Consider the following 16,618-nt stretch of genomic DNA (forward strand, 5'->3'; position numbering starts at 1 on the left):
ATTATACAACGGTTATTTTTCAATGTCAATACTTTTTAAAGTTTTTTCAATCGTTTTTTCCGTTCATCAGTTGTCCAACTGACTTAAATAATATTACCATCTTCATATTATCATGTCAACAACTTTTTAACCTATTTTTTATTTTTTGTTAAAGCCTATTTAATTAGAGATAACAATTGGTCTGATGACTCTATCTTATAAGCTTTTTTGAAATATATTTTATATTTTTCATCTTTTAAATTGTAATATAAAAGTCCCAAATTATAATTTAGTGTATAGCTTTCTTCAAATTCTTTTAATCCTTGTTCATACCAATATATTGACTTATCTATATTTTCTAAAGCTACATTTACTAAGGCAGCATGATTATAGTATTCTTCTCGGCTGTTTGTTGTCAATGCTTCTTCTATAAGTACATTTGCTTGGTCATAATAACCTAAGTGGTAATTAATAATACTCTTATAATATATAACCTTGTCGAATTCGTAATAAGACTTACTTATTTTATTAAATGCATTTTCAGCTTCTTTAAATTTTCCATATCTTAAGTATGCTTCTCCCTCTTCCATTCGTGCATTGTCTTCTATTTCTTCTAAATTTACACGAACTTCGTTTTTCAATTCTTCATTTCCTTCATAATTTAGAAACTTTTTGAAGTATAGCATAGCTTTTAGATAATTTTTAATCCAGAATTAAGATATCCCAACTTGTAAAATGCCAAAGGATATTCTTCTCTCTTGTTGATTTCTTCATATCCTTTTAATAACTTAGATATTATATTTTGTTTTTCTTCATCTTCAAGACTCTCTAAGTTTTGGTTGTATATCTGTTCTAGTACACCTAATCTTGTAAAATATAAATCTGAATCATATTTCAACAACACATCTTGTGCGTTTAAATAGATATAACTCTCTATTAACTCCCCATTGTCTAAGTAATATTTTGACAAATATAGAATATAATCTTTTAAATTAGAGTGTACATTTTCAATTATCGTCTTGTATTCTTCTTTGTATTTGAAATCTTGCTCTACACCAAGTAAGAAAACTATTCCCTCTGTAACTCTTAAAAGGTCAAATTCTTCCTCTAGTTTTCCAGTTTGAATACCTTCTAACAAGCTTGTCATTTTAACTGGTAACGGTATTTTCTTTTTTATTTCAATCTCTTTTACTTTTACCGTCTTTTTTAATTCTATAAATACTACATCTTTAATTTTTTCTTTTATCTTTTTTTCTATCAATCTAATCCACCCATATATGCTCTTTTTCTCATTGTTGATTTTGAAAGTACATTAAATAACGCTCCTCTAAATACTACATAGAAAGAAGTTATTAATTCTACAATTACAAACGCTCCGTTATTCACTGACATATATCCTATTCCCATTGGAATGTTAATTACATTAGAAATCAAACTAAAAACAACATTTATATTTGTCAATACAAGCACTATTCCCAGATAAGCTATAAGAGGAAGTATCCAATGAACTCCATTCTCTTTCATAAAATTAGCTGAATATGAATAGGCGTCAATATAGTTTTCTCCTCTTATATAAATTGCTTCCGCTATAGGATTGAACACTATAAAAATTATCGCTGTCAATAGAAGTAAAATTGTTGCGTCAAGTCTCATTATATTCGAGATAATAAACATTATAAATAGAACTGAATAAATTGCTGCGAAATTTCTTGTAAAAGAACTTTTAAAATTTCTAAAACTTATTCTTCCAAATGCATTTAAATCAGATAGTATTTCATAATAACTTGAGAGTATTAAAACTCCAACTATCGGCACAATAAATCCATAAGCAAGTCCACTTATTCCAGTTGCAAAACTTGCTATAAGTCTATTTGCTAAATAGTAAAGAACTGAATATACGCCAGGCACTATTAGCATTATAGGATTATTTTTTAATCTGCTAACTGTTTCTCTAAACGCTTTTGAATATACCATTTTTAAATCATCTAATAACAAAATATCACCTCTTTTAATATTTAATATATCCTTTGTAGAACTTATTTTCAATAGAAGTTATAATATAACAATGGAGGTAGTTATGAAAAAATTTAAATTGTCATATTTTGTGTTTATCTTCTTATTGATTTTAAACTCAAATGTGTATGCAAAGGAAGTTTTACGAGAAGAGTTCAGCCCTGGCGCTACTCGAGTTAGTCATGATGTAACCTATCAAAATAAAAATGTTAAAGTGGAAGTAATTGAGCTTGATTTAAATAATCCTTATCTTAATTTAAAAGTTGTTGCAGGAGATGGTAAATACACTCAACGTGCCACTGTATCGTCAATGGCAAAAAGAACTAATGCCAACGCTCTTGTAAATGCAGATTATTTTAATATGTTACTTCAAGGTGCTCCTGATAACGCTTCAATTATCGACGGACGATTAGTGAGCTCTCCAAGTGTTTATACAGACCGTCATACTTTAGGTATTACGTCTGATAACAGAGCCATAATAGATACAACTTACTTTGAAGGTAAAGTTATAGCACCAAATAATGTATCTTATCCTATTGATGGACTTAATAGGTCTTACTATTGGTATGATGGTACAGGAGAATATTCACACGAAAATAAAATTCAAGTTTACAATGACTTTTGGGCTTCTGCTTCAAGAGGCGAAAAGAAAATAGTGAAGTATTGGTAAATTCTGATGGAACTGTTGAAGCAATTTCTCAAGGTAAAAATTTTGATTTTGCCGTTCCAGATGGAAAACAAATTTTACAAGTTGATGGCCAAGCTTTAAATTTTATAAACGCTAATGTAAAAGTTGGAGATAAAATTAAAGTTGACTATAAAATAACTCCTAACTATGACTTCAAATTTATGGTTGGTGGGCATGCTTTATTGGTAAACAATGGACAAGCTGTAAAATACACTAAAGATATAAATGTGCTTGGCGGAAGAAGAGCCAGAACTGCCGCTGGTATATCTGCTGATGGCAAGAAGATATATCTAGCTGCTGCTGAGGGAAGAACTTCTCGTTCTGCTGGACTTACTCTTGGTGAGTTGTCAGATTTTATGATTTCAATAGGTTGTGACAAAGCTGTAAACCTTGATGGTGGCGGTTCAACAGCAATGGTACTTAAAGAACTTGGTAGTCAAACAGGAAGTAGAGTTATCAATCCTGAAAAAAATTCTTCTGAAAGAAAAGTTGTATCAGGTATAGGAATTTTTAACACTTCTCCTGCCACCGGAGTGCCTAAGGGAATAAAATTCAAAGGACCCGATTCAATCTTAGTTGGAGAAAGTGCACTATACGATGTTGTCGGCGCTTGGGATGAAAATTTACATCCGATTGATATATCTTCTTGGACTTATCAATACGACAGTAGTAATAACGAAAGCGCTCAATTCTTTGGTTCTTACCTATTGGGTCTCAACCCGGGTAGTGTAACTGCTACTTTAACTACATCAAATGGACTGACAGCTACAAAAGAAATTACTGTTAAAGGATTTGACGAAATTGTAAAGCTAACTGCTAAAGTTGATAAGAAGAGAATATCCGACGGCGAAACTCTAAATGTCACTACAGAAGCTAAACTAAAAGATGGTAGAACAATAGCGCTTAGTCCTAAAGTTGTGGAATATTCAATTAACGGCTTTGTTGGAAACTTTGATGAAAATGGAAACTTAACTGTATCTTCTACCGCCGACCTATACAAGTCAGAAATCACAGTTAAAGTTGGAAATAAGACTTCAACCACTACTATCTACGACTCATCATCAAAAATTATCGAAATGACTATTGGCAAAAAAGATTATTCTATAAATTCAGAAAAGAAAAAAATGGACACTGTGCCATTCGTTCAAGATTCAAGGACTTTGGTTCCTGTAAGATTTGTAGCCGAAGCAATAGGAGCTCAAGTTGAATGGGATGCTGAAAACCAAATAGTTAAGATAACAAATAATGATTCTGTAATGACTTTAAAAGTTGGCGAAAATAATTACTCACTTAATGATAAAACTTCTGAAATGGATACAAAGTCCATAATCAAAGACTCAAGGACATTTATCCCTATAAGATTTGTAGCTGAAGCTCTTGGATTATATGTTGAATATAATGATACGGATAAAATTGTTACATTGGTTGATCTTAAATAAAACAAATAAAAAGTGGGATTGAAAAAAAGTTCAAAAATAAAAACAGCTTACTCAGCATAAGGTGACCCCAAAAAGTTAGACTTTATACCAGAGACATTAAGAAATATTTGTCTCTGGTTTTTTATTTCTAATATTTCCCCTAGGGGAAATAGCAACTAAGCTGCATTTAATTTTCTATAATCTACAGGACTTAAGTATCCGAGTTTTGCTTTAATCCTATCTTCATTGTAATACTTTATATATTTTTCTATACAGTTTTTAAGCTCGTTAAAAGACCTAAATGTTTTACCGTAGTAAATTTCTTGCTTTAATATTCCAAAGAAATTCTCCATAGGTGAATTGTCTAAACAATTACCTTTTCTTGACATACTTTGTAATATCCCGTTATTAGCCAATTTGCTTGTGTATTGTTTTAATTGATATGCCCATCCTTGATCTGAGTGAAAGATTCTTTTATACTTGCAATCAGAAGTATTTAATATGGCTTCATCAAGTGCAGTTATTATTGCATCTAATGCTCAAGCTTTTGTAATTGAATAACTAATTATTTCGCCGTTATACATATCTAGAAATGGATTAAGATAGAGTTTTTTAACTTGCATATTACCAGATTTATCAGATTCATAGTATTTGAATTTACTTGTATCTGTAGTTATTTTTTGATGAACTATACAAGTATTGAATCTTCTTTTTATTCTGTTTGGAGCTACCTTTCCAATTGTTCCCTTGTATGAGTAATATTTTCTTGATTTACGAGTAAAGCTTGTTACTTGAAGTTTTAATTTTTGAATGAGTCTTTGAACTTTCTTCTTATTTACTAGAAGCCCGAGTCGTTTAAGCATGGCATGTATTCTTCTATAGCCATAGTTTGGATTATCTTTACATATGGATTTAATATGTTCTTCTAAAATACTCATCTTTATTTTCTCTATCAAATCTTTTTTGCCAATACATGTATGTTGATTTTGCAAATTTTAGTTTCTTTAGCAAGTCTTTTAGTTTATATTTTTCTCTTAATGAATGAATTATTCTAGCCATACTCTCATTTTTTGATCGTCCTTGTCCTCCAATTCCATCTTTTTTTTAATAAATCTATTTCCATTTGTGTCCAATAGAGTTCTCCTTTAAGCTTTTTATCTCATCTATCTCTTCTTCTGTATATTCTTCTTTAGCTTGTTTTTTAGGTGGTTTTTTATCTTTAGTCATACCTGATGGTCTACCTCGCTTTTTTGGTCTTAGTCCATTAAAACCTTCTTCTCTAAATTCTTCAACCCACCTTGTAATAATTGATGGATTATTAATTTTAAATTGATTAGCTAGTTCTTGATAGGACATTTCTCCTGTGAAGTAAAACTTTACTATATTTTTCTTATATTCAAAAGAGTAATTGTTATTTTTTCTAGATACTTTTAATCCGTCATAGCCTTGTGATTTAAATATATTAACCCATCTTCTTACAATGGATTCATTGCTAATTCCATATTTATCAGCTGAAGTCCTATATCCTCCTTCTTTATTTTGATATGCTTTGACTACTTTTTCTTTTAATTCTGTACTGTATTTTGTCTTGAAAACCTGCTAACGAAAGTCAAGGTGTTTTCAATCCTTGAGTTTCGTTTTTTATGCACGACAAATAAGCTGATAGGAATAAATGAAAATCAACTAAATAACTAGTTTGTCTTATTTAAATTTTATTCAGCTTCTCTTCGTTCTATCCCTAATTTTACTTGCATGACTTTTGCATAATAGATTCGCAACAATTTATTCAAACCTTCGAATTTACATACTTTTTTTGCCTTTCCTTCTTTTTCTTTCTTTATCATATGTAAGTAAATTTCATTGTCTTTATTTTTCGCACTCATCATGCATTTCATTGCCTGGTAGCCGACTTTTCTCAGGATTGCATTCCTCTTTTTGATATCTTTCTTTGGGTGGCTTTGAAGTTTCCTGATTCATAGGGTGAGGCATCTATTCCAACAAAGGATATTAGGCATTTCTTATTCCTGAACTTACTTAAATCTCCAAATTCTGCCATTATTTGAACGGTTAATTTATCTAATATTCCTGAAATTTTTTTTGCTTCTTGATATTCTTCTAATGGCTCGGCAAGTTCGATCATTTGTTATAATATATTATGTAAGCTTTGCTTAATTCTTTTAACCAACTTAATACTCTCTTGTACCTCCGCCTCTATATATGGGCTGGTAGAGGGTTGTGTAGAGATACCTTCCTGAGAAAGGCTATAGATGGACTTAGCCTTTTGTGTATTCGAACGGTATCTCTTTTCTTTTGCCCAGATTTGATATTTTTTTTACAAGTTCTTCTTCTGATAGTTCTAGAACTTTATCTTTATCCCACCATTTTTCAAGAAAATCTAATAACTTGTCTTTTGAAAAATCTTGTGATCCATGCAGAATTAATTTTTTTATGACGCGAAATGTTTGGTCAATGATACGGTCGATAAAATTGATTTGACAAATCCTTAGTTCTATGTGGTGTTGATGGTAACGGTTTAAATGCTTTAATTCTTGGTAGTTTCTGTCGTCTAAATTGTAGTTTTCTAAAGTTCTCCAGTAGATTAAACCATCTTCGACTATCTGTTTGGCGTCAATCTGATCATTTTTAGCTTTCCTAAAACTTAGTAAGCGACAGAATTGCTTCATCTTTAGGGGGTTCACTAAGCTTACAAAGTATCCATTTGCTTTTAAGGTATATAGAATGGGCAGATTGTATTTACCTGTGGGTTCCATAACAATTCTTAATTCTTATAATTCGCCCATTTTTATCATAAATTTTTCAATTTCAGATTTTGAGTTCCTTATTTCATATGACTTCCAAATCACTTTATTTCCTTGCTCTAATGCACATACGGTGAATTTTTCTTTAGAAATATCAATGCCAATAGAAATCATCTCTTATCCTCCTCATTATTATTTGTAGTTTCTACCTGCACTCATTTCCATTCATTTTAGCTCGTTACGCAGACTTTTTGCCCAACCTATTTAATCGAATACTGATAATGAATCGGTAGATGACAGTTTTTATGACGGATGTAATCAATCCAAAAAGCGACTCGTCATTCTATCTTTTCATTATACATAAATAGTGCAGGTGAGAGTTTCCTCTTTCCTAAACTATTTATGGTACTAAAAAGCGGTGTTCTTATACTTCATTTACAGAAGCGAAAGATCCCGCTTTTACGATTTCCTATTAAATTTTGATCCATGCAAGATACCTTATGGTATCTATGGTAAAATACCTTTATTCTCAAGAGTTTTTTACAACACATCAAGTTTTTTCCTTCAAAAGTAGTAAATTGGTAGTAGATTCAATCTTCTCTCTTCCAAATATCCCTGTATTTCAAGAGGTTTGAGGGTTAATTGTTAAAGTTTTATTCAAAATATATTTTAATTTATAAATAAAATTTAGTAATTAATCACCCTGGAATACTACAAATATTAATATTTTGTACAATTAAACAACATATTATCTAGAGTTATGATGATTTTGATAATATAGTTCAATTTGATATTGCAATTTAGGAGAACTAAATAATTTTAGATTGCTTACATTATTACAAACCCTATCATAAAATTTATCATTTTATTTTCTTCCTAATTATAACTCCCTAAGACTTCTAAACTCTTTTTTGAGCATAATTATCACCATGATTGTAATAAATGTATCAATTATAAATGAACCAAAATATATTGATCCAATTCCAAAAATCCTTGGCAAAACAATCATAAGTGGTATGTAAAGAAAAACCTGTCTTCCAATCCCTATCATCATTGCAGGCTTTGTTTTTTTTATAGATGGAAAAAAAGTCATAGCTGTCAATACTAAGCAAAGCATTGGCAATATCAAAATAATCACTCTAAAATAATTCAAGTTTGTTACAGTAAAGTTCCCTGTAGGTAACATTAAATGCAATACAAACTCCGGAACAGCTATTGACACTAGCCACATAGGTAATATCAATACAAAAGCCACTGCAGAAAATACTTTATAAAATCCAATTACTCTTTCTATATTTTTTGCTCCATAGTTAATTCCAATAGCAGGCTGTAAAGCTCTCATAAGCCCATAAATTGGAGTCATAAGAAGGTTTAAAATCCTAAATACCATCCCATAAAATGCAACATCTGATGTTGTGCCAAAAGTGTTTAACGCTTTTAAGATGATAATTCCTTGAATCACTGTCATAATTGTCATGATAAATGAAGGTAACCCTATATTTACAATTTCTTTGATAATTTCCTTATTAAAGTATAATTTATACTCATTTGTCTCAAAACTTGCTTCTTTTCTTCTACAGTAAATAAAGAACAAAACAACATATACAAACATCGCAAGATTTGTTCCATGTGCAGCGCCTTTTACTCCCAAGTTAAATAATCCCATTAGAACATAATTAGCAATAATGTTAACTACCATTCCTATACCCATCATGATTGCTGCTTTCGTCATTTTACCTTCCGCTCTAACAACCATATTATAAGAAAGACCAGCAATCCAAAAGACTGAGCCAAAAAGAGCAACACTATAATATTCTTTTGCAAATGCAATGTTCTCTCCCTTTGCTCCAATTAAATCTAATAAAGGATTCATAAAAACAAATCCTAATATCATAATCACTATACTCAATACAATTATGATTACATTTGAATTTCCTAATATTCTTTTTTGTTTTTCCGTACTGTTTTCTCCAATGAGAATACTTAAATAAGATCCTGCTCCAACTCCTACAAGAGATCCTAAACCTAGAGTTATTTGTGTTAATGGATGCACGATAGATACTCCTGCCAAAGCTTCCTCTCCAACTAAATTACCCACAAAAACAGCATCAAATACTGTATTTAATCCATAAAGTAACATTGCGACCACAGCCGGAAGCGAAAGCTTTAAACAAGTTTTCAACATATTATCGTTCAAAATCATATTCTTTTCTTTTGTTATTTCCAACTAATATACACCTCCATATTTAATTTTCAGATTTGAAATAATTTTTAAAAACTCCTAATGAGACATGGGAATATTTTAATTATTGCTTTACAAATTCATATACTGTCCCACCACATTCATAAATAAACTCATAATCATGAGTTATTACTATAATCGTTTTACCTTCATTTTTCAATCTTTTTAAATACTTTATAACAGATAGCATTTGTTTTTTGCAAAGCCCACTTGTTGGCTCATCTAAAATTATAATAGGTTTTTCGCTAACTATAGCAAGTGCAATCATCAGACGTTGCTTCTCACCACCAGATAACGCCTGAGGATGAGAATCTTTCTTATTGTATAAACAAAATTCTCTTAATATTCGCTCTTTTTTAATATCATCATCACTTACAATCGAAATTTCGTTCCATACAGATTCAGTGAATATTTGATAGTTTACATCCTGCATTACCATAGATATATGGTTATATGATTCTTTTATTTCTTTGCCCTTATAAAATGATTTTCCTCTTCCTTTTATAAGTTTTGATAACTTATTTATAAAAGTTGATTTTCCTACTCCATTGTCTCCTATCAAAAAAATTATTCCTTGTGAAAAGCTGATCTGTTCTAAATCCATTATTTTAGTTTTTTTAAAATCCTGCATAAAGTTTTTACACTCTAAACATGCATCTTCTGTTTCAATTTTCCCCTTATCAAGTAAATGAATCTTCTTATAACTTTTTTCTTCAAAACTAGACTTACTTATTTCATTAAAGCTTCTTAAAAAATACTTTCCCTGAAGTTCTTTTAATTTTATATCGCTTAAAACTTCTTTAGGGAAAATTTTTACTTTGCCATCTTTTAGAATTGCCAGACTGTCAATTATACCCATAAGATAGTAAAGCCTATGTTCAGCAATAATAACAATTTTCCCCATTTTTTTAAGCTGAATAATTGCATTTTTTAAAAGTTCAATGGCTTTATGATCTAAAGAAGATGACGGCTCGTCAAAAAGATAAACTTTATTATCCATAGTCATAACACTTGTTACAGCCATCAACTGTTTTTCTCCACCTGATAACGAAAAAATATTTCTATTTAACAGTTTTTCAGTATTTAATAAATTTGTATATTTTTCTATGGATTTCTCAATATCCTCTTTTTCTACATTTCTATTTTCTAGTGGAAATGCCAACTCGTCAGTAGACTCAACACAAAAAAATTGAGTTTTGGGGTTCTGAAACACAGTAGAGATATAAGCACTTCTATCCGCTATATTTTTATCATTTATAAGCTGTTTATCCAGCACTATTTTCCCGTCTATTTCCCCATCATATATTTCCGGAATGACTTCATTAATTATTTTAATTAGAGTGCTTTTACCGGAGCCGCTTGCCCCTGTTAAACAAAGAACTTGCCCTTCATAAACATCAAAATTAATATCCTCAAGAACATTATTCCCTTTGTATGAAAATTTTAGATTTTTAACACTAAGCATACTTACCTCTCAAATAAAAACCTATCAATATACACATGAGTAAAAAACAAAAGTAATCTAAAATTTCAAACTTGCTTTCTATCAAATTACTTCTTTTCTCACCGATTTTTAACCCTTTAGTCATTGCTGAAATAGAAACATCATCAGCCGTCTTTGTAAGTATCATTAAAAGCGGCACTATCCTATATTCAAAAAACTTAACCGGATAAAAAACAATTTTCTGATTGTCAATCCATGAAGATACATGGCATCTTTTACCTGATGATAGTCTTCTTTTACAGTATAGAAAAATCTTGCCATAACTATAATCGGAATAACCAGCTCATCCGGAAATCTTATTTTCTTAAGAGATAATGTAATCTCGCTCATTGAAGAGGAATAAAGTGCATACCTTGCCATCATAAGCCCGGGAAGTAATCTTAGAAATACCACTGTAATAAAAAGACCTATAGCCCCCATGTATCCGCTATCTACAAATAAATATTCTTTTTGAGCAATATAAGCTATTATTACAAAAATAAGACCTTTTATTGCAGTTTTCCACTCTTTACACCAAAATAAAAAAACATATGGCAGCAGAGAATAAAACGCTGCCACAACAGGATGATTTTGTTGAATATTTCCTAAAATCAAAGTATAAGATAGAATCAATGACATGAAGATTTTTGTTCTAAAATCAAGTTTCAAAAAATCTTCTCTCACTTTTTATACCTCCGCCATACCCGCTTTAACAAAATGTTTTTTTAACATTTTTATACCTATACTGCATCCTATATAAGTACCAATCATACCTAATAAAATAATTGGAATTAGTGACCAGTTCGGCAAAACACTCATCATTTTTTGAGCATATTCTTCTCCATATCCCATATCAATCATTGTCTTTATATACGAAGCTCTGGCAAAAAATATTGGTAACCAATTTCCAAGCCCCCACAAAGATTGGATTATAAAAGCAAATCTCGCTTGTTTTACACTAGTATAGTTTCCTTTTTTCAAAACCGCTTCTGCTAATATTCCTGCTCCAACACCTGTCAGTACTACCCAAGGTCCGTGTCCTATTGCAAAAAACACCAAAGACATCACTGTAGTTTGAATAAATACCATTCCGGTTTTTTTAATTTTGGTAGAGTAAAGCATATATACCGGTCCTGAAATAATTCCTTGTAGAAGAGGAACTATAGGCATAAGTGTAGGCATAAATCCTATCATTCCCCCGACAAAAGTCGCTATAAATATTAAAATAGCAAACAAACCTGCGTTTATTAAGTCTCTTACATTTAATTTTTTATCTTTCATTTTCTCTCCTTAACATAAATTAGATTTTTCTAACATATTTTTATAATATTTTGAATTTTTACGAAGGTCTTCATCTTTTCCTATAGCTTCTATCTTGCCTTCATTTAATAGAACAATTTTATCTGCATTTCTAATAGTTCTAAGTCTATGAGCAATTATTATAACAGTCTTATTTTTTATAAGCTCAGACAAAGCTTCCTGAATAAGACTTTCATTTTCAACATCAAGTGATGCAGTTGCTTCATCCATTAAAATGATAGGAGCATCTTTAAGTATTGCACGAGCAATAGAGATTCTCTGACGTTCACCTCCTGAAAGTTTTTGTCCATTTTCTCCTATAATAGTTTCTATACCATCGGGCAACTTATCTATAAATTCATAACACCTTGCCACTTTTGCCGCTTTTATAATTTCTTCATCACTTGCGTCTTTTTTACCAATTTTAATATTATTTTTTATACTGGCGTTAAATAAGACCACATCTTGAAATACAATAGAAAAATTCTTTAACAGTGTTCCCGGCTCAATCTTGCTTATATCTTCTCCACCTAATAATATCCTTCCCTTATCTACATCCCAAAATCTTGCTGCCAATTTGGCAAGTGTACTCTTTCCACTTCCTGATTCTCCAATTAATGCAGTTACTTCTCCCTGCTTAGCCTCAAAAGTGACTCCATTGATTACAGAGTAATCTTCATATCCAAAATGAACATCTTTAAATTCTATGTCATAATTTTTAGGATGCATTTCGGTCTTGCCTTCTTGAATTGGCATAGTTTTAATTTCTTTTATCCTGGAAACTACGCTATCAAGCATGACTATCATTGCCATAAAGCTTATAATTTCTTCTATGGGAAGGTAAATACTAACCGTCAACATTAAAAATACTATATAAATAAGTATGTTAATTTCACCTGCAATAAACATATTTGCACCGATAAGTGCCACACTTACAATCCCAAGTTTAAGTAATATCTTAGCAAAACCTGTCGATACTCCTGAAACAAGCTCAACCCTTACCTTATCTTTCTTAAGTTTATCAAGCATCGAATAGAATTTATTAAGTGATTTTTTTCTAAGTTATAGGATTTTATTTCACTAATTTGTTCAATATTTTCCTGCAAATCATCAAATACTTCTCTACTGCTTTTAACCCATTTATTTAACGATTTTTTTTGCATTTTCTTTGCTAAATATGCTACTAAAAGTGATATAGGCATTACCCAAATTGTTGCTAATCCCATTTTCCAATTGTATATAAGAATCATTACGGAAATTATTACAGTAGAAATTGCTGTAGCATATATATGGGGAACGGAATGTGAAAATATTTGTTCATATAAAGTAATATCGTCCATCATCGTTGTCGCAATATCCGTTAAATCTCTTTTGCCAAAGTAAGAAAGAGGAAGCTTTTTTAGTCTGTTCGCTACATCAATCCTTATGTTGGCACTTTCCATATAAACATTGGTGTAGAGTCTTTTATAATCCCATCTTGCTACAATAAACATTACAATAAGCATGACCGCTATAATAACCAGATAATTAGTTAATGTAAGATTAACCTGTGATTTAACACCTTCAAGTCCACCTAAATATTGGAATAAAAAAGCAAAAGCAATCATTGGCGGAAATAGCTTGGTAAAGCTTAAAATTGTGCGAGAAAAAATCGCTTTAGAAAGGTTACTTGCTCCCTTCTCTGACATAGCATATTTTTCATAAAATATCTATTCATTTTGACCTCCTATCTGCCAACTAACAGCTCTTTGATATTCATCCCAAAGCTTTTTATATTGTCCATTTTTATTTAATAATTCTTCATGTTTGCCTTCCTCAACTATTTTCCCTTTATCAACAACTAATATTCTATCTGCATCTACAATGGTCGAAAGCCTATGTGCAATCATAAGGGTTGTTTTATTCTTAGAAAGTTTTTTAAAAGATTTTTGTATTATATGTTCATTTTCAGGATCCGCAAAAGCAGTTGCTTCATCTAATATTAAAAGATCAGCACTTTTTAAAAAGGCTCTTGCTATCGAAAGTCTTTGCGCTTCTCCGCCAGAAAAATATGTGCCCTTTGTTCCATAAACAGTATTCAACCCATCTTTTAGATTATCAACTATATCTTTTGAACCTGAATCTAAAAGTGCCTGTTCTATTTCTCTATCAGTTGCATCTTCTTTTCCTATAAGTAGGTTGTCTCTTAAACTCATTTTAAAAAGTCTTGAATTTTGAAATACAAAGGAAATTTTATTCATTAAAGTTTGCTTGTCGTATTCTTTGATATTAATTCCACCAATGAAAATTTCTCCGCTTTGAGGATCATAAAATCTTGCAGCAAGCTTAGCAATTGTTGTTTTCCCACCGCCGGAAGGACCCACAAGGGCTACTGTTTCTCCTTTTTTTACACTGAAAGAAACATTGTCAATAACTGTATTATCCTCATACGCAAAAGATACATCTTTAAACTCTAAGCTAACTTCCTCTCCGGATTTATCTCCATAATGCATTTCTTTATAATCCAAAATATTTTCTATTTTATTTAAAGACGCTTCTGCAAAATAAGAATATTGAGATATAACAGCAGATCTCATAATAAACACGCCAAAAGCAGGTCCAATTAAAAAATATATAATTGAATTGCCAATTACCTGACGAATATCTCCTCCGGTATTTATAAAAATAATTGCTGTAGGTACCAAAAAAAGGCTGTCGAACTTACTATAGATTCATAAATAGACATTTTGTTTTGCCATCTCATAGTCATTTTCATAACTATATCAGTCAGCTTCTTTATAAGCGAATAAAGTCTATCAAAACTTTCAATGCTTTGTGCAAAAGTTTTTACTACCGGTATTCCCCTTACATATTCAACAGTTTCAGCCGATAAAGTTGACAGTCCCGTATAGTATTCCTCCTTATCTTCCTTAGCACCTTTTGTCATCATAGTAGTCATTAGCCCCATGCCAATCACCATCGGTACCAAGCTTACTAAACCCAGTTTCCAATCAAATACAAAAAAGAATACCAGAAGAACCAAAGGAGTAACAATGGTCATTGCCATATCGGGAAGCTGATGTGCTAAAAAAGAATGAGTTTCTGCGGCGCCCGAAACAATTACATTTCTAATTCTTCCACTCTCTTTATTCTCAAAATATCCAAGAGGCTTATCCATCATTTTTTTCACATTAAGCTTAATGATATTATCTTCCACTTCAAAAGCAAACACGTGAGATAAAATAAGTGCTCCCAAATATAATATCAATCCTCCCGCTGCAAATGCTGCCCCATAAATTGCATTTTGTTTTATAATGTCAATTTGTATTCCCTTGCCAAGTACAATACTGCTTATTATTTTGTGAATATAAACCATGGGCATTAATACCATAATTCCTGATGCAGCAGACAAAAACATGGCAAGATAAAGCATAATACCTTTGCTACCTGCGTATGGCATTAGTCTTTTTAAAATTGATGTTTTCTTTTGCTTATCGTTCAAAACAAAACTCTCCTTTCCTATTATTTTAATTTTTAGATATTAAACCCAAGATTTATTTTATCCCATTTAGTTCTCATCGGCACCATTGTATAAAACTCAGATTTAAAAATCTCTTGCTTTATAGACTTTATTGTATCATTGTGTATTTCGTGATATAATAAAAATAGAATATTTATGTCTATTAGGAATAATGTCTAATCGGGCTAAAAGGAGGAATTCTATGAAAGACTACTATAATTTTGTAAAAGATTATCTGGGAGCATCTGAATGTTTTGTTAATAAGAAATATTGTAATGTAGGACATACTTTTTGTGTAAATAATGATGAAATCGAAGGTTTATATTGGTTTTATGAAACTGAAAATTTTATAATTGATATACACGATTTCTTTGCAAAAAAAGAAATTATCCACACTAGTTTGCCGGATATAAAAAATTTTATGACTTTTTCATCTTCCTATATAATTAGTGCCAGCGGGGAGAGTTTTAATCCATATCAAACCTTATCAGCAAATTCTTTATATATTTTAGACATAGAAAATTTAGAAAAGAATTATCGTTTTTTATTACATGAAAACTCTCCGTATCTTGGTATCGCTATAAACTTTAAACCGCAAATGATAAAAGACTGTCTATCTTCCATGAAAGTTTCAAAGAATATTTCATATTCTCATATTTTTCAAGATACAAAAGCCATTATCACCAACTCTTTAGAACCTATTGCTAAAGACATTCTAAACTGCAAAATGGTCTCTCCTGCAGCAGAAATGTTTTTTGAAGCAAAAGCCAAAGAATGGATTAGCATTGTAATAGATGCATTTTTAAATAAAAAGAAAGCCATATTTCTTCATATGATAATATTGCCCTTGAAAACGTAGCAAACTATCTTGATGATCATTACGCTTTAGATGTTTCACAAAAAACCCTTGAAAAAATCGCTATGATGAGCGGTACTAAATTAAAAAAATTATTTAAACAAAAATATCAAATGAGCATTACAGAATATTCTCAACGAAAAAGAATGAACATGGCTGAAAATCTTTTATTAAACTCAACCCTAAAAATACAAGATATTGCAGCAGCCGTTGGATATTCTTCTCATAGTAAATTCACTGCGTGTTACAAAAAATATAAGGGGATTTATCCTAAAGATGCAAAAAAATATCTATCTAGAAAAAATTCAATGTCTATCTGTGTATGTAATAAAAATATTTAATCTTATTTTTAGATAAAAAGTCAATAAATGTCTAGTATATT

At 30.7% G+C, this 16,618-nt stretch carries 22 protein-coding genes and 1 pseudogene; 3 read left to right on the forward strand and 20 right to left on the reverse strand.

Annotation, left to right across the window (positions count from 1 at the left end; translation table 11 throughout):
- Positions 1-155: 155 nt before the first annotated feature.
- The 3 genes from HMPREF9129_RS09280 to HMPREF9129_RS09290 are packed head-to-tail and all read right to left on the reverse strand — an operon-like array spanning position 156 to position 1,974.
- Positions 156-620, reverse strand: a complete 465-nt coding sequence (locus HMPREF9129_RS09280; protein ID WP_040553071.1) for a tetratricopeptide repeat protein — start codon at positions 618-620, stop codon at positions 156-158.
- Positions 621-670: 50 nt separating this feature from the next.
- The gene (locus HMPREF9129_RS09285; protein WP_004822907.1) at positions 671-1,240 is read right to left on the reverse strand and encodes a hypothetical protein; all 570 of its coding nucleotides are present in this window, start codon (positions 1,238-1,240) and stop codon (positions 671-673) included.
- The gene (locus HMPREF9129_RS09290) at positions 1,237-1,974 is read right to left on the reverse strand and encodes a hypothetical protein (RefSeq protein ID WP_050794643.1); all 738 of its coding nucleotides are present in this window, start codon (positions 1,972-1,974) and stop codon (positions 1,237-1,239) included. Before HMPREF9129_RS09290 ends, HMPREF9129_RS09285 begins: the two co-directional genes overlap by 4 nt.
- An 82-nt stretch (positions 1,975-2,056) precedes the next feature.
- On the opposite strand from HMPREF9129_RS09290, the gene HMPREF9129_RS11530 reads away from it, so the two are divergent.
- Complete coding sequence (locus HMPREF9129_RS11530) at positions 2,057-2,662, forward strand: hypothetical protein (RefSeq protein WP_050794644.1); 606 nt, start codon at positions 2,057-2,059, stop codon at positions 2,660-2,662.
- Positions 2,656-4,119 (forward strand): stalk domain-containing protein, encoded by a 1,464-nt coding sequence (locus HMPREF9129_RS09295; protein ID WP_004822912.1) that lies wholly within the window; start codon positions 2,656-2,658, stop codon positions 4,117-4,119. Before HMPREF9129_RS11530 ends, HMPREF9129_RS09295 begins: the two co-directional genes overlap by 7 nt.
- Positions 4,120-4,274: 155 nt before the next feature.
- Here HMPREF9129_RS09295 and HMPREF9129_RS11170 read toward each other — a convergent pair whose 3' ends face one another.
- The 17 genes from HMPREF9129_RS11170 to HMPREF9129_RS12580 form a co-directional block, all read right to left on the reverse strand.
- The gene (locus HMPREF9129_RS11170; RefSeq protein ID WP_083827205.1) at positions 4,275-4,625 is read right to left on the reverse strand and encodes an IS3 family transposase; all 351 of its coding nucleotides are present in this window, start codon (positions 4,623-4,625) and stop codon (positions 4,275-4,277) included.
- A 12-nt stretch (positions 4,626-4,637) separates the two neighbouring features.
- Complete coding sequence (locus HMPREF9129_RS11175) at positions 4,638-5,036, reverse strand: IS3 family transposase (protein ID WP_004822916.1); 399 nt, start codon at positions 5,034-5,036, stop codon at positions 4,638-4,640.
- A complete protein-coding gene (locus HMPREF9129_RS11535; protein WP_004822919.1) occupies positions 5,011-5,157 on the reverse strand; it encodes a hypothetical protein in 147 nt (48 codons plus the stop codon). Before HMPREF9129_RS11535 ends, HMPREF9129_RS11175 begins: the two co-directional genes overlap by 26 nt.
- A 54-nt stretch (positions 5,158-5,211) precedes the next feature.
- A complete protein-coding gene (locus HMPREF9129_RS10805) occupies positions 5,212-5,454 on the reverse strand; it encodes a helix-turn-helix domain-containing protein (protein WP_004822920.1) in 243 nt (80 codons plus the stop codon).
- Positions 5,455-5,810: 356 nt separating this feature from the next.
- Positions 5,811-5,942, reverse strand: coding sequence for a hypothetical protein (locus tag HMPREF9129_RS12540; RefSeq protein ID WP_257009261.1), 132 nt, complete (start codon positions 5,940-5,942; stop codon positions 5,811-5,813).
- A gap of 71 nt (positions 5,943-6,013) precedes the next feature.
- Entirely contained in the window at positions 6,014-6,238 is a 225-nt protein-coding gene (locus HMPREF9129_RS12545; RefSeq protein ID WP_004822924.1) for a transposase, read from the reverse strand.
- A gap of 133 nt (positions 6,239-6,371) precedes the next feature.
- Positions 6,372-6,869, reverse strand: a complete 498-nt coding sequence (locus HMPREF9129_RS12550; RefSeq protein WP_004822927.1) for an IS110 family transposase — start codon at positions 6,867-6,869, stop codon at positions 6,372-6,374.
- A 15-nt stretch (positions 6,870-6,884) separates the two neighbouring features.
- Positions 6,885-7,031 (reverse strand): transposase, encoded by a 147-nt coding sequence (locus HMPREF9129_RS12555; protein WP_004822929.1) that lies wholly within the window; start codon positions 7,029-7,031, stop codon positions 6,885-6,887.
- Positions 7,032-7,737: 706 nt separating this feature from the next.
- On the reverse strand, positions 7,738-9,084 hold the full coding sequence (locus HMPREF9129_RS09325) for an MATE family efflux transporter (RefSeq protein WP_004822932.1): 1,347 nt from the start codon (positions 9,082-9,084) through the stop codon (positions 7,738-7,740).
- Between the two features lie 79 nt (positions 9,085-9,163).
- Entirely contained in the window at positions 9,164-10,564 is a 1,401-nt protein-coding gene (locus HMPREF9129_RS09330) for an ABC transporter ATP-binding protein (protein ID WP_004822933.1), read from the reverse strand.
- Positions 10,557-10,730, reverse strand: coding sequence for a hypothetical protein (locus HMPREF9129_RS12560; protein ID WP_257009262.1), 174 nt, complete (start codon positions 10,728-10,730; stop codon positions 10,557-10,559). The genes HMPREF9129_RS09330 and HMPREF9129_RS12560 overlap by 8 nt, the downstream gene beginning before the upstream one ends.
- An 11-nt stretch (positions 10,731-10,741) precedes the next feature.
- Complete coding sequence (locus HMPREF9129_RS09335) at positions 10,742-11,266, reverse strand: energy-coupling factor transporter transmembrane component T family protein (protein WP_004822936.1); 525 nt, start codon at positions 11,264-11,266, stop codon at positions 10,742-10,744.
- Between the two features lie 3 nt (positions 11,267-11,269).
- The gene (locus HMPREF9129_RS09340) at positions 11,270-11,863 is read right to left on the reverse strand and encodes an MptD family putative ECF transporter S component (RefSeq protein ID WP_004822938.1); all 594 of its coding nucleotides are present in this window, start codon (positions 11,861-11,863) and stop codon (positions 11,270-11,272) included.
- A gap of 9 nt (positions 11,864-11,872) precedes the next feature.
- On the reverse strand, positions 11,873-12,910 hold the full coding sequence (locus HMPREF9129_RS12565; protein WP_004822940.1) for an ABC transporter ATP-binding protein: 1,038 nt from the start codon (positions 12,908-12,910) through the stop codon (positions 11,873-11,875).
- The gene (locus HMPREF9129_RS12570) at positions 12,880-13,569 is read right to left on the reverse strand and encodes an ABC transporter transmembrane domain-containing protein (RefSeq protein ID WP_004822942.1); all 690 of its coding nucleotides are present in this window, start codon (positions 13,567-13,569) and stop codon (positions 12,880-12,882) included. Before HMPREF9129_RS12570 ends, HMPREF9129_RS12565 begins: the two co-directional genes overlap by 31 nt.
- A gap of 21 nt (positions 13,570-13,590) precedes the next feature.
- Positions 13,591-14,457: an ABC transporter ATP-binding protein gene (locus HMPREF9129_RS12575; RefSeq protein WP_245946025.1), complete on the reverse strand. Its 867-nt coding sequence runs from the start codon at positions 14,455-14,457 to the stop codon at positions 13,591-13,593.
- Positions 14,458-14,537: 80 nt separating this feature from the next.
- Positions 14,538-15,362 carry an ABC transporter transmembrane domain-containing protein gene (locus HMPREF9129_RS12580; protein WP_004822947.1) on the reverse strand — a complete coding sequence of 275 codons (825 nt, stop codon included), beginning with the start codon at positions 15,360-15,362 and terminating at the stop codon, positions 14,538-14,540.
- A 220-nt stretch (positions 15,363-15,582) separates the two neighbouring features.
- Between HMPREF9129_RS12580 and HMPREF9129_RS09355 the strand changes: the two are divergent.
- Positions 15,583-16,577 (forward strand): annotated as a pseudogene (locus tag HMPREF9129_RS09355) (helix-turn-helix domain-containing protein).
- Positions 16,578-16,618: the final 41 nt, after the last annotated feature.

It is taken from the genome of Peptoniphilus indolicus ATCC 29427 (assembly GCF_000227315.1).
Taxonomy (GTDB): domain Bacteria; phylum Bacillota; class Clostridia; order Tissierellales; family Peptoniphilaceae; genus Peptoniphilus; species Peptoniphilus indolicus.

What these genes read in the sequence shown, in the direction of transcription:
- HMPREF9129_RS10805 (WP_004822920.1), bottom strand. Translation starts at nt 5,454, where the DNA reads ATGTCCTATCAAGAACTAGCTAATCAATTTAAAATTAATAATCCATCA.
- HMPREF9129_RS12575 (WP_245946025.1), bottom strand. Translation starts at nt 14,457, where the DNA reads ATGAGATCTGCTGTTATATCTCAATATTCTTATTTTGCAGAAGCGTCT.
- HMPREF9129_RS12545 (WP_004822924.1), bottom strand. Translation starts at nt 6,238, where the DNA reads ATGATCGAACTTGCCGAGCCATTAGAAGAATATCAAGAAGCAAAAAAA.
- HMPREF9129_RS09330 (WP_004822933.1), bottom strand. Translation starts at nt 10,564, where the DNA reads ATGCTTAGTGTTAAAAATCTAAAATTTTCATACAAAGGGAATAATGTT.
- HMPREF9129_RS12560 (WP_257009262.1), bottom strand. Translation starts at nt 10,730, where the DNA reads ATGATACTTACAAAGACGGCTGATGATGTTTCTATTTCAGCAATGACT.
- HMPREF9129_RS11530 (WP_050794644.1), top strand. Translation starts at nt 2,057, where the DNA reads ATGAAAAAATTTAAATTGTCATATTTTGTGTTTATCTTCTTATTGATT.
- HMPREF9129_RS12555 (WP_004822929.1), bottom strand. Translation starts at nt 7,031, where the DNA reads ATGATTTCTATTGGCATTGATATTTCTAAAGAAAAATTCACCGTATGT.
- HMPREF9129_RS12540 (WP_257009261.1), bottom strand. Translation starts at nt 5,942, where the DNA reads ATGATAAAGAAAGAAAAAGAAGGAAAGGCAAAAAAAGTATGTAAATTC.
- HMPREF9129_RS12570 (WP_004822942.1), bottom strand. Translation starts at nt 13,569, where the DNA reads ATGTCAGAGAAGGGAGCAAGTAACCTTTCTAAAGCGATTTTTTCTCGC.
- HMPREF9129_RS12550 (WP_004822927.1), bottom strand. Translation starts at nt 6,869, where the DNA reads ATGGAACCCACAGGTAAATACAATCTGCCCATTCTATATACCTTAAAA.
- HMPREF9129_RS11175 (WP_004822916.1), bottom strand. Translation starts at nt 5,036, where the DNA reads ATGAGTATTTTAGAAGAACATATTAAATCCATATGTAAAGATAATCCA.
- HMPREF9129_RS09340 (WP_004822938.1), bottom strand. Translation starts at nt 11,863, where the DNA reads ATGAAAGATAAAAAATTAAATGTAAGAGACTTAATAAACGCAGGTTTG.
- HMPREF9129_RS11535 (WP_004822919.1), bottom strand. Translation starts at nt 5,157, where the DNA reads ATGGCTAGAATAATTCATTCATTAAGAGAAAAATATAAACTAAAAGAC.
- HMPREF9129_RS12565 (WP_004822940.1), bottom strand. Translation starts at nt 12,910, where the DNA reads ATGCTTGATAAACTTAAGAAAGATAAGGTAAGGGTTGAGCTTGTTTCA.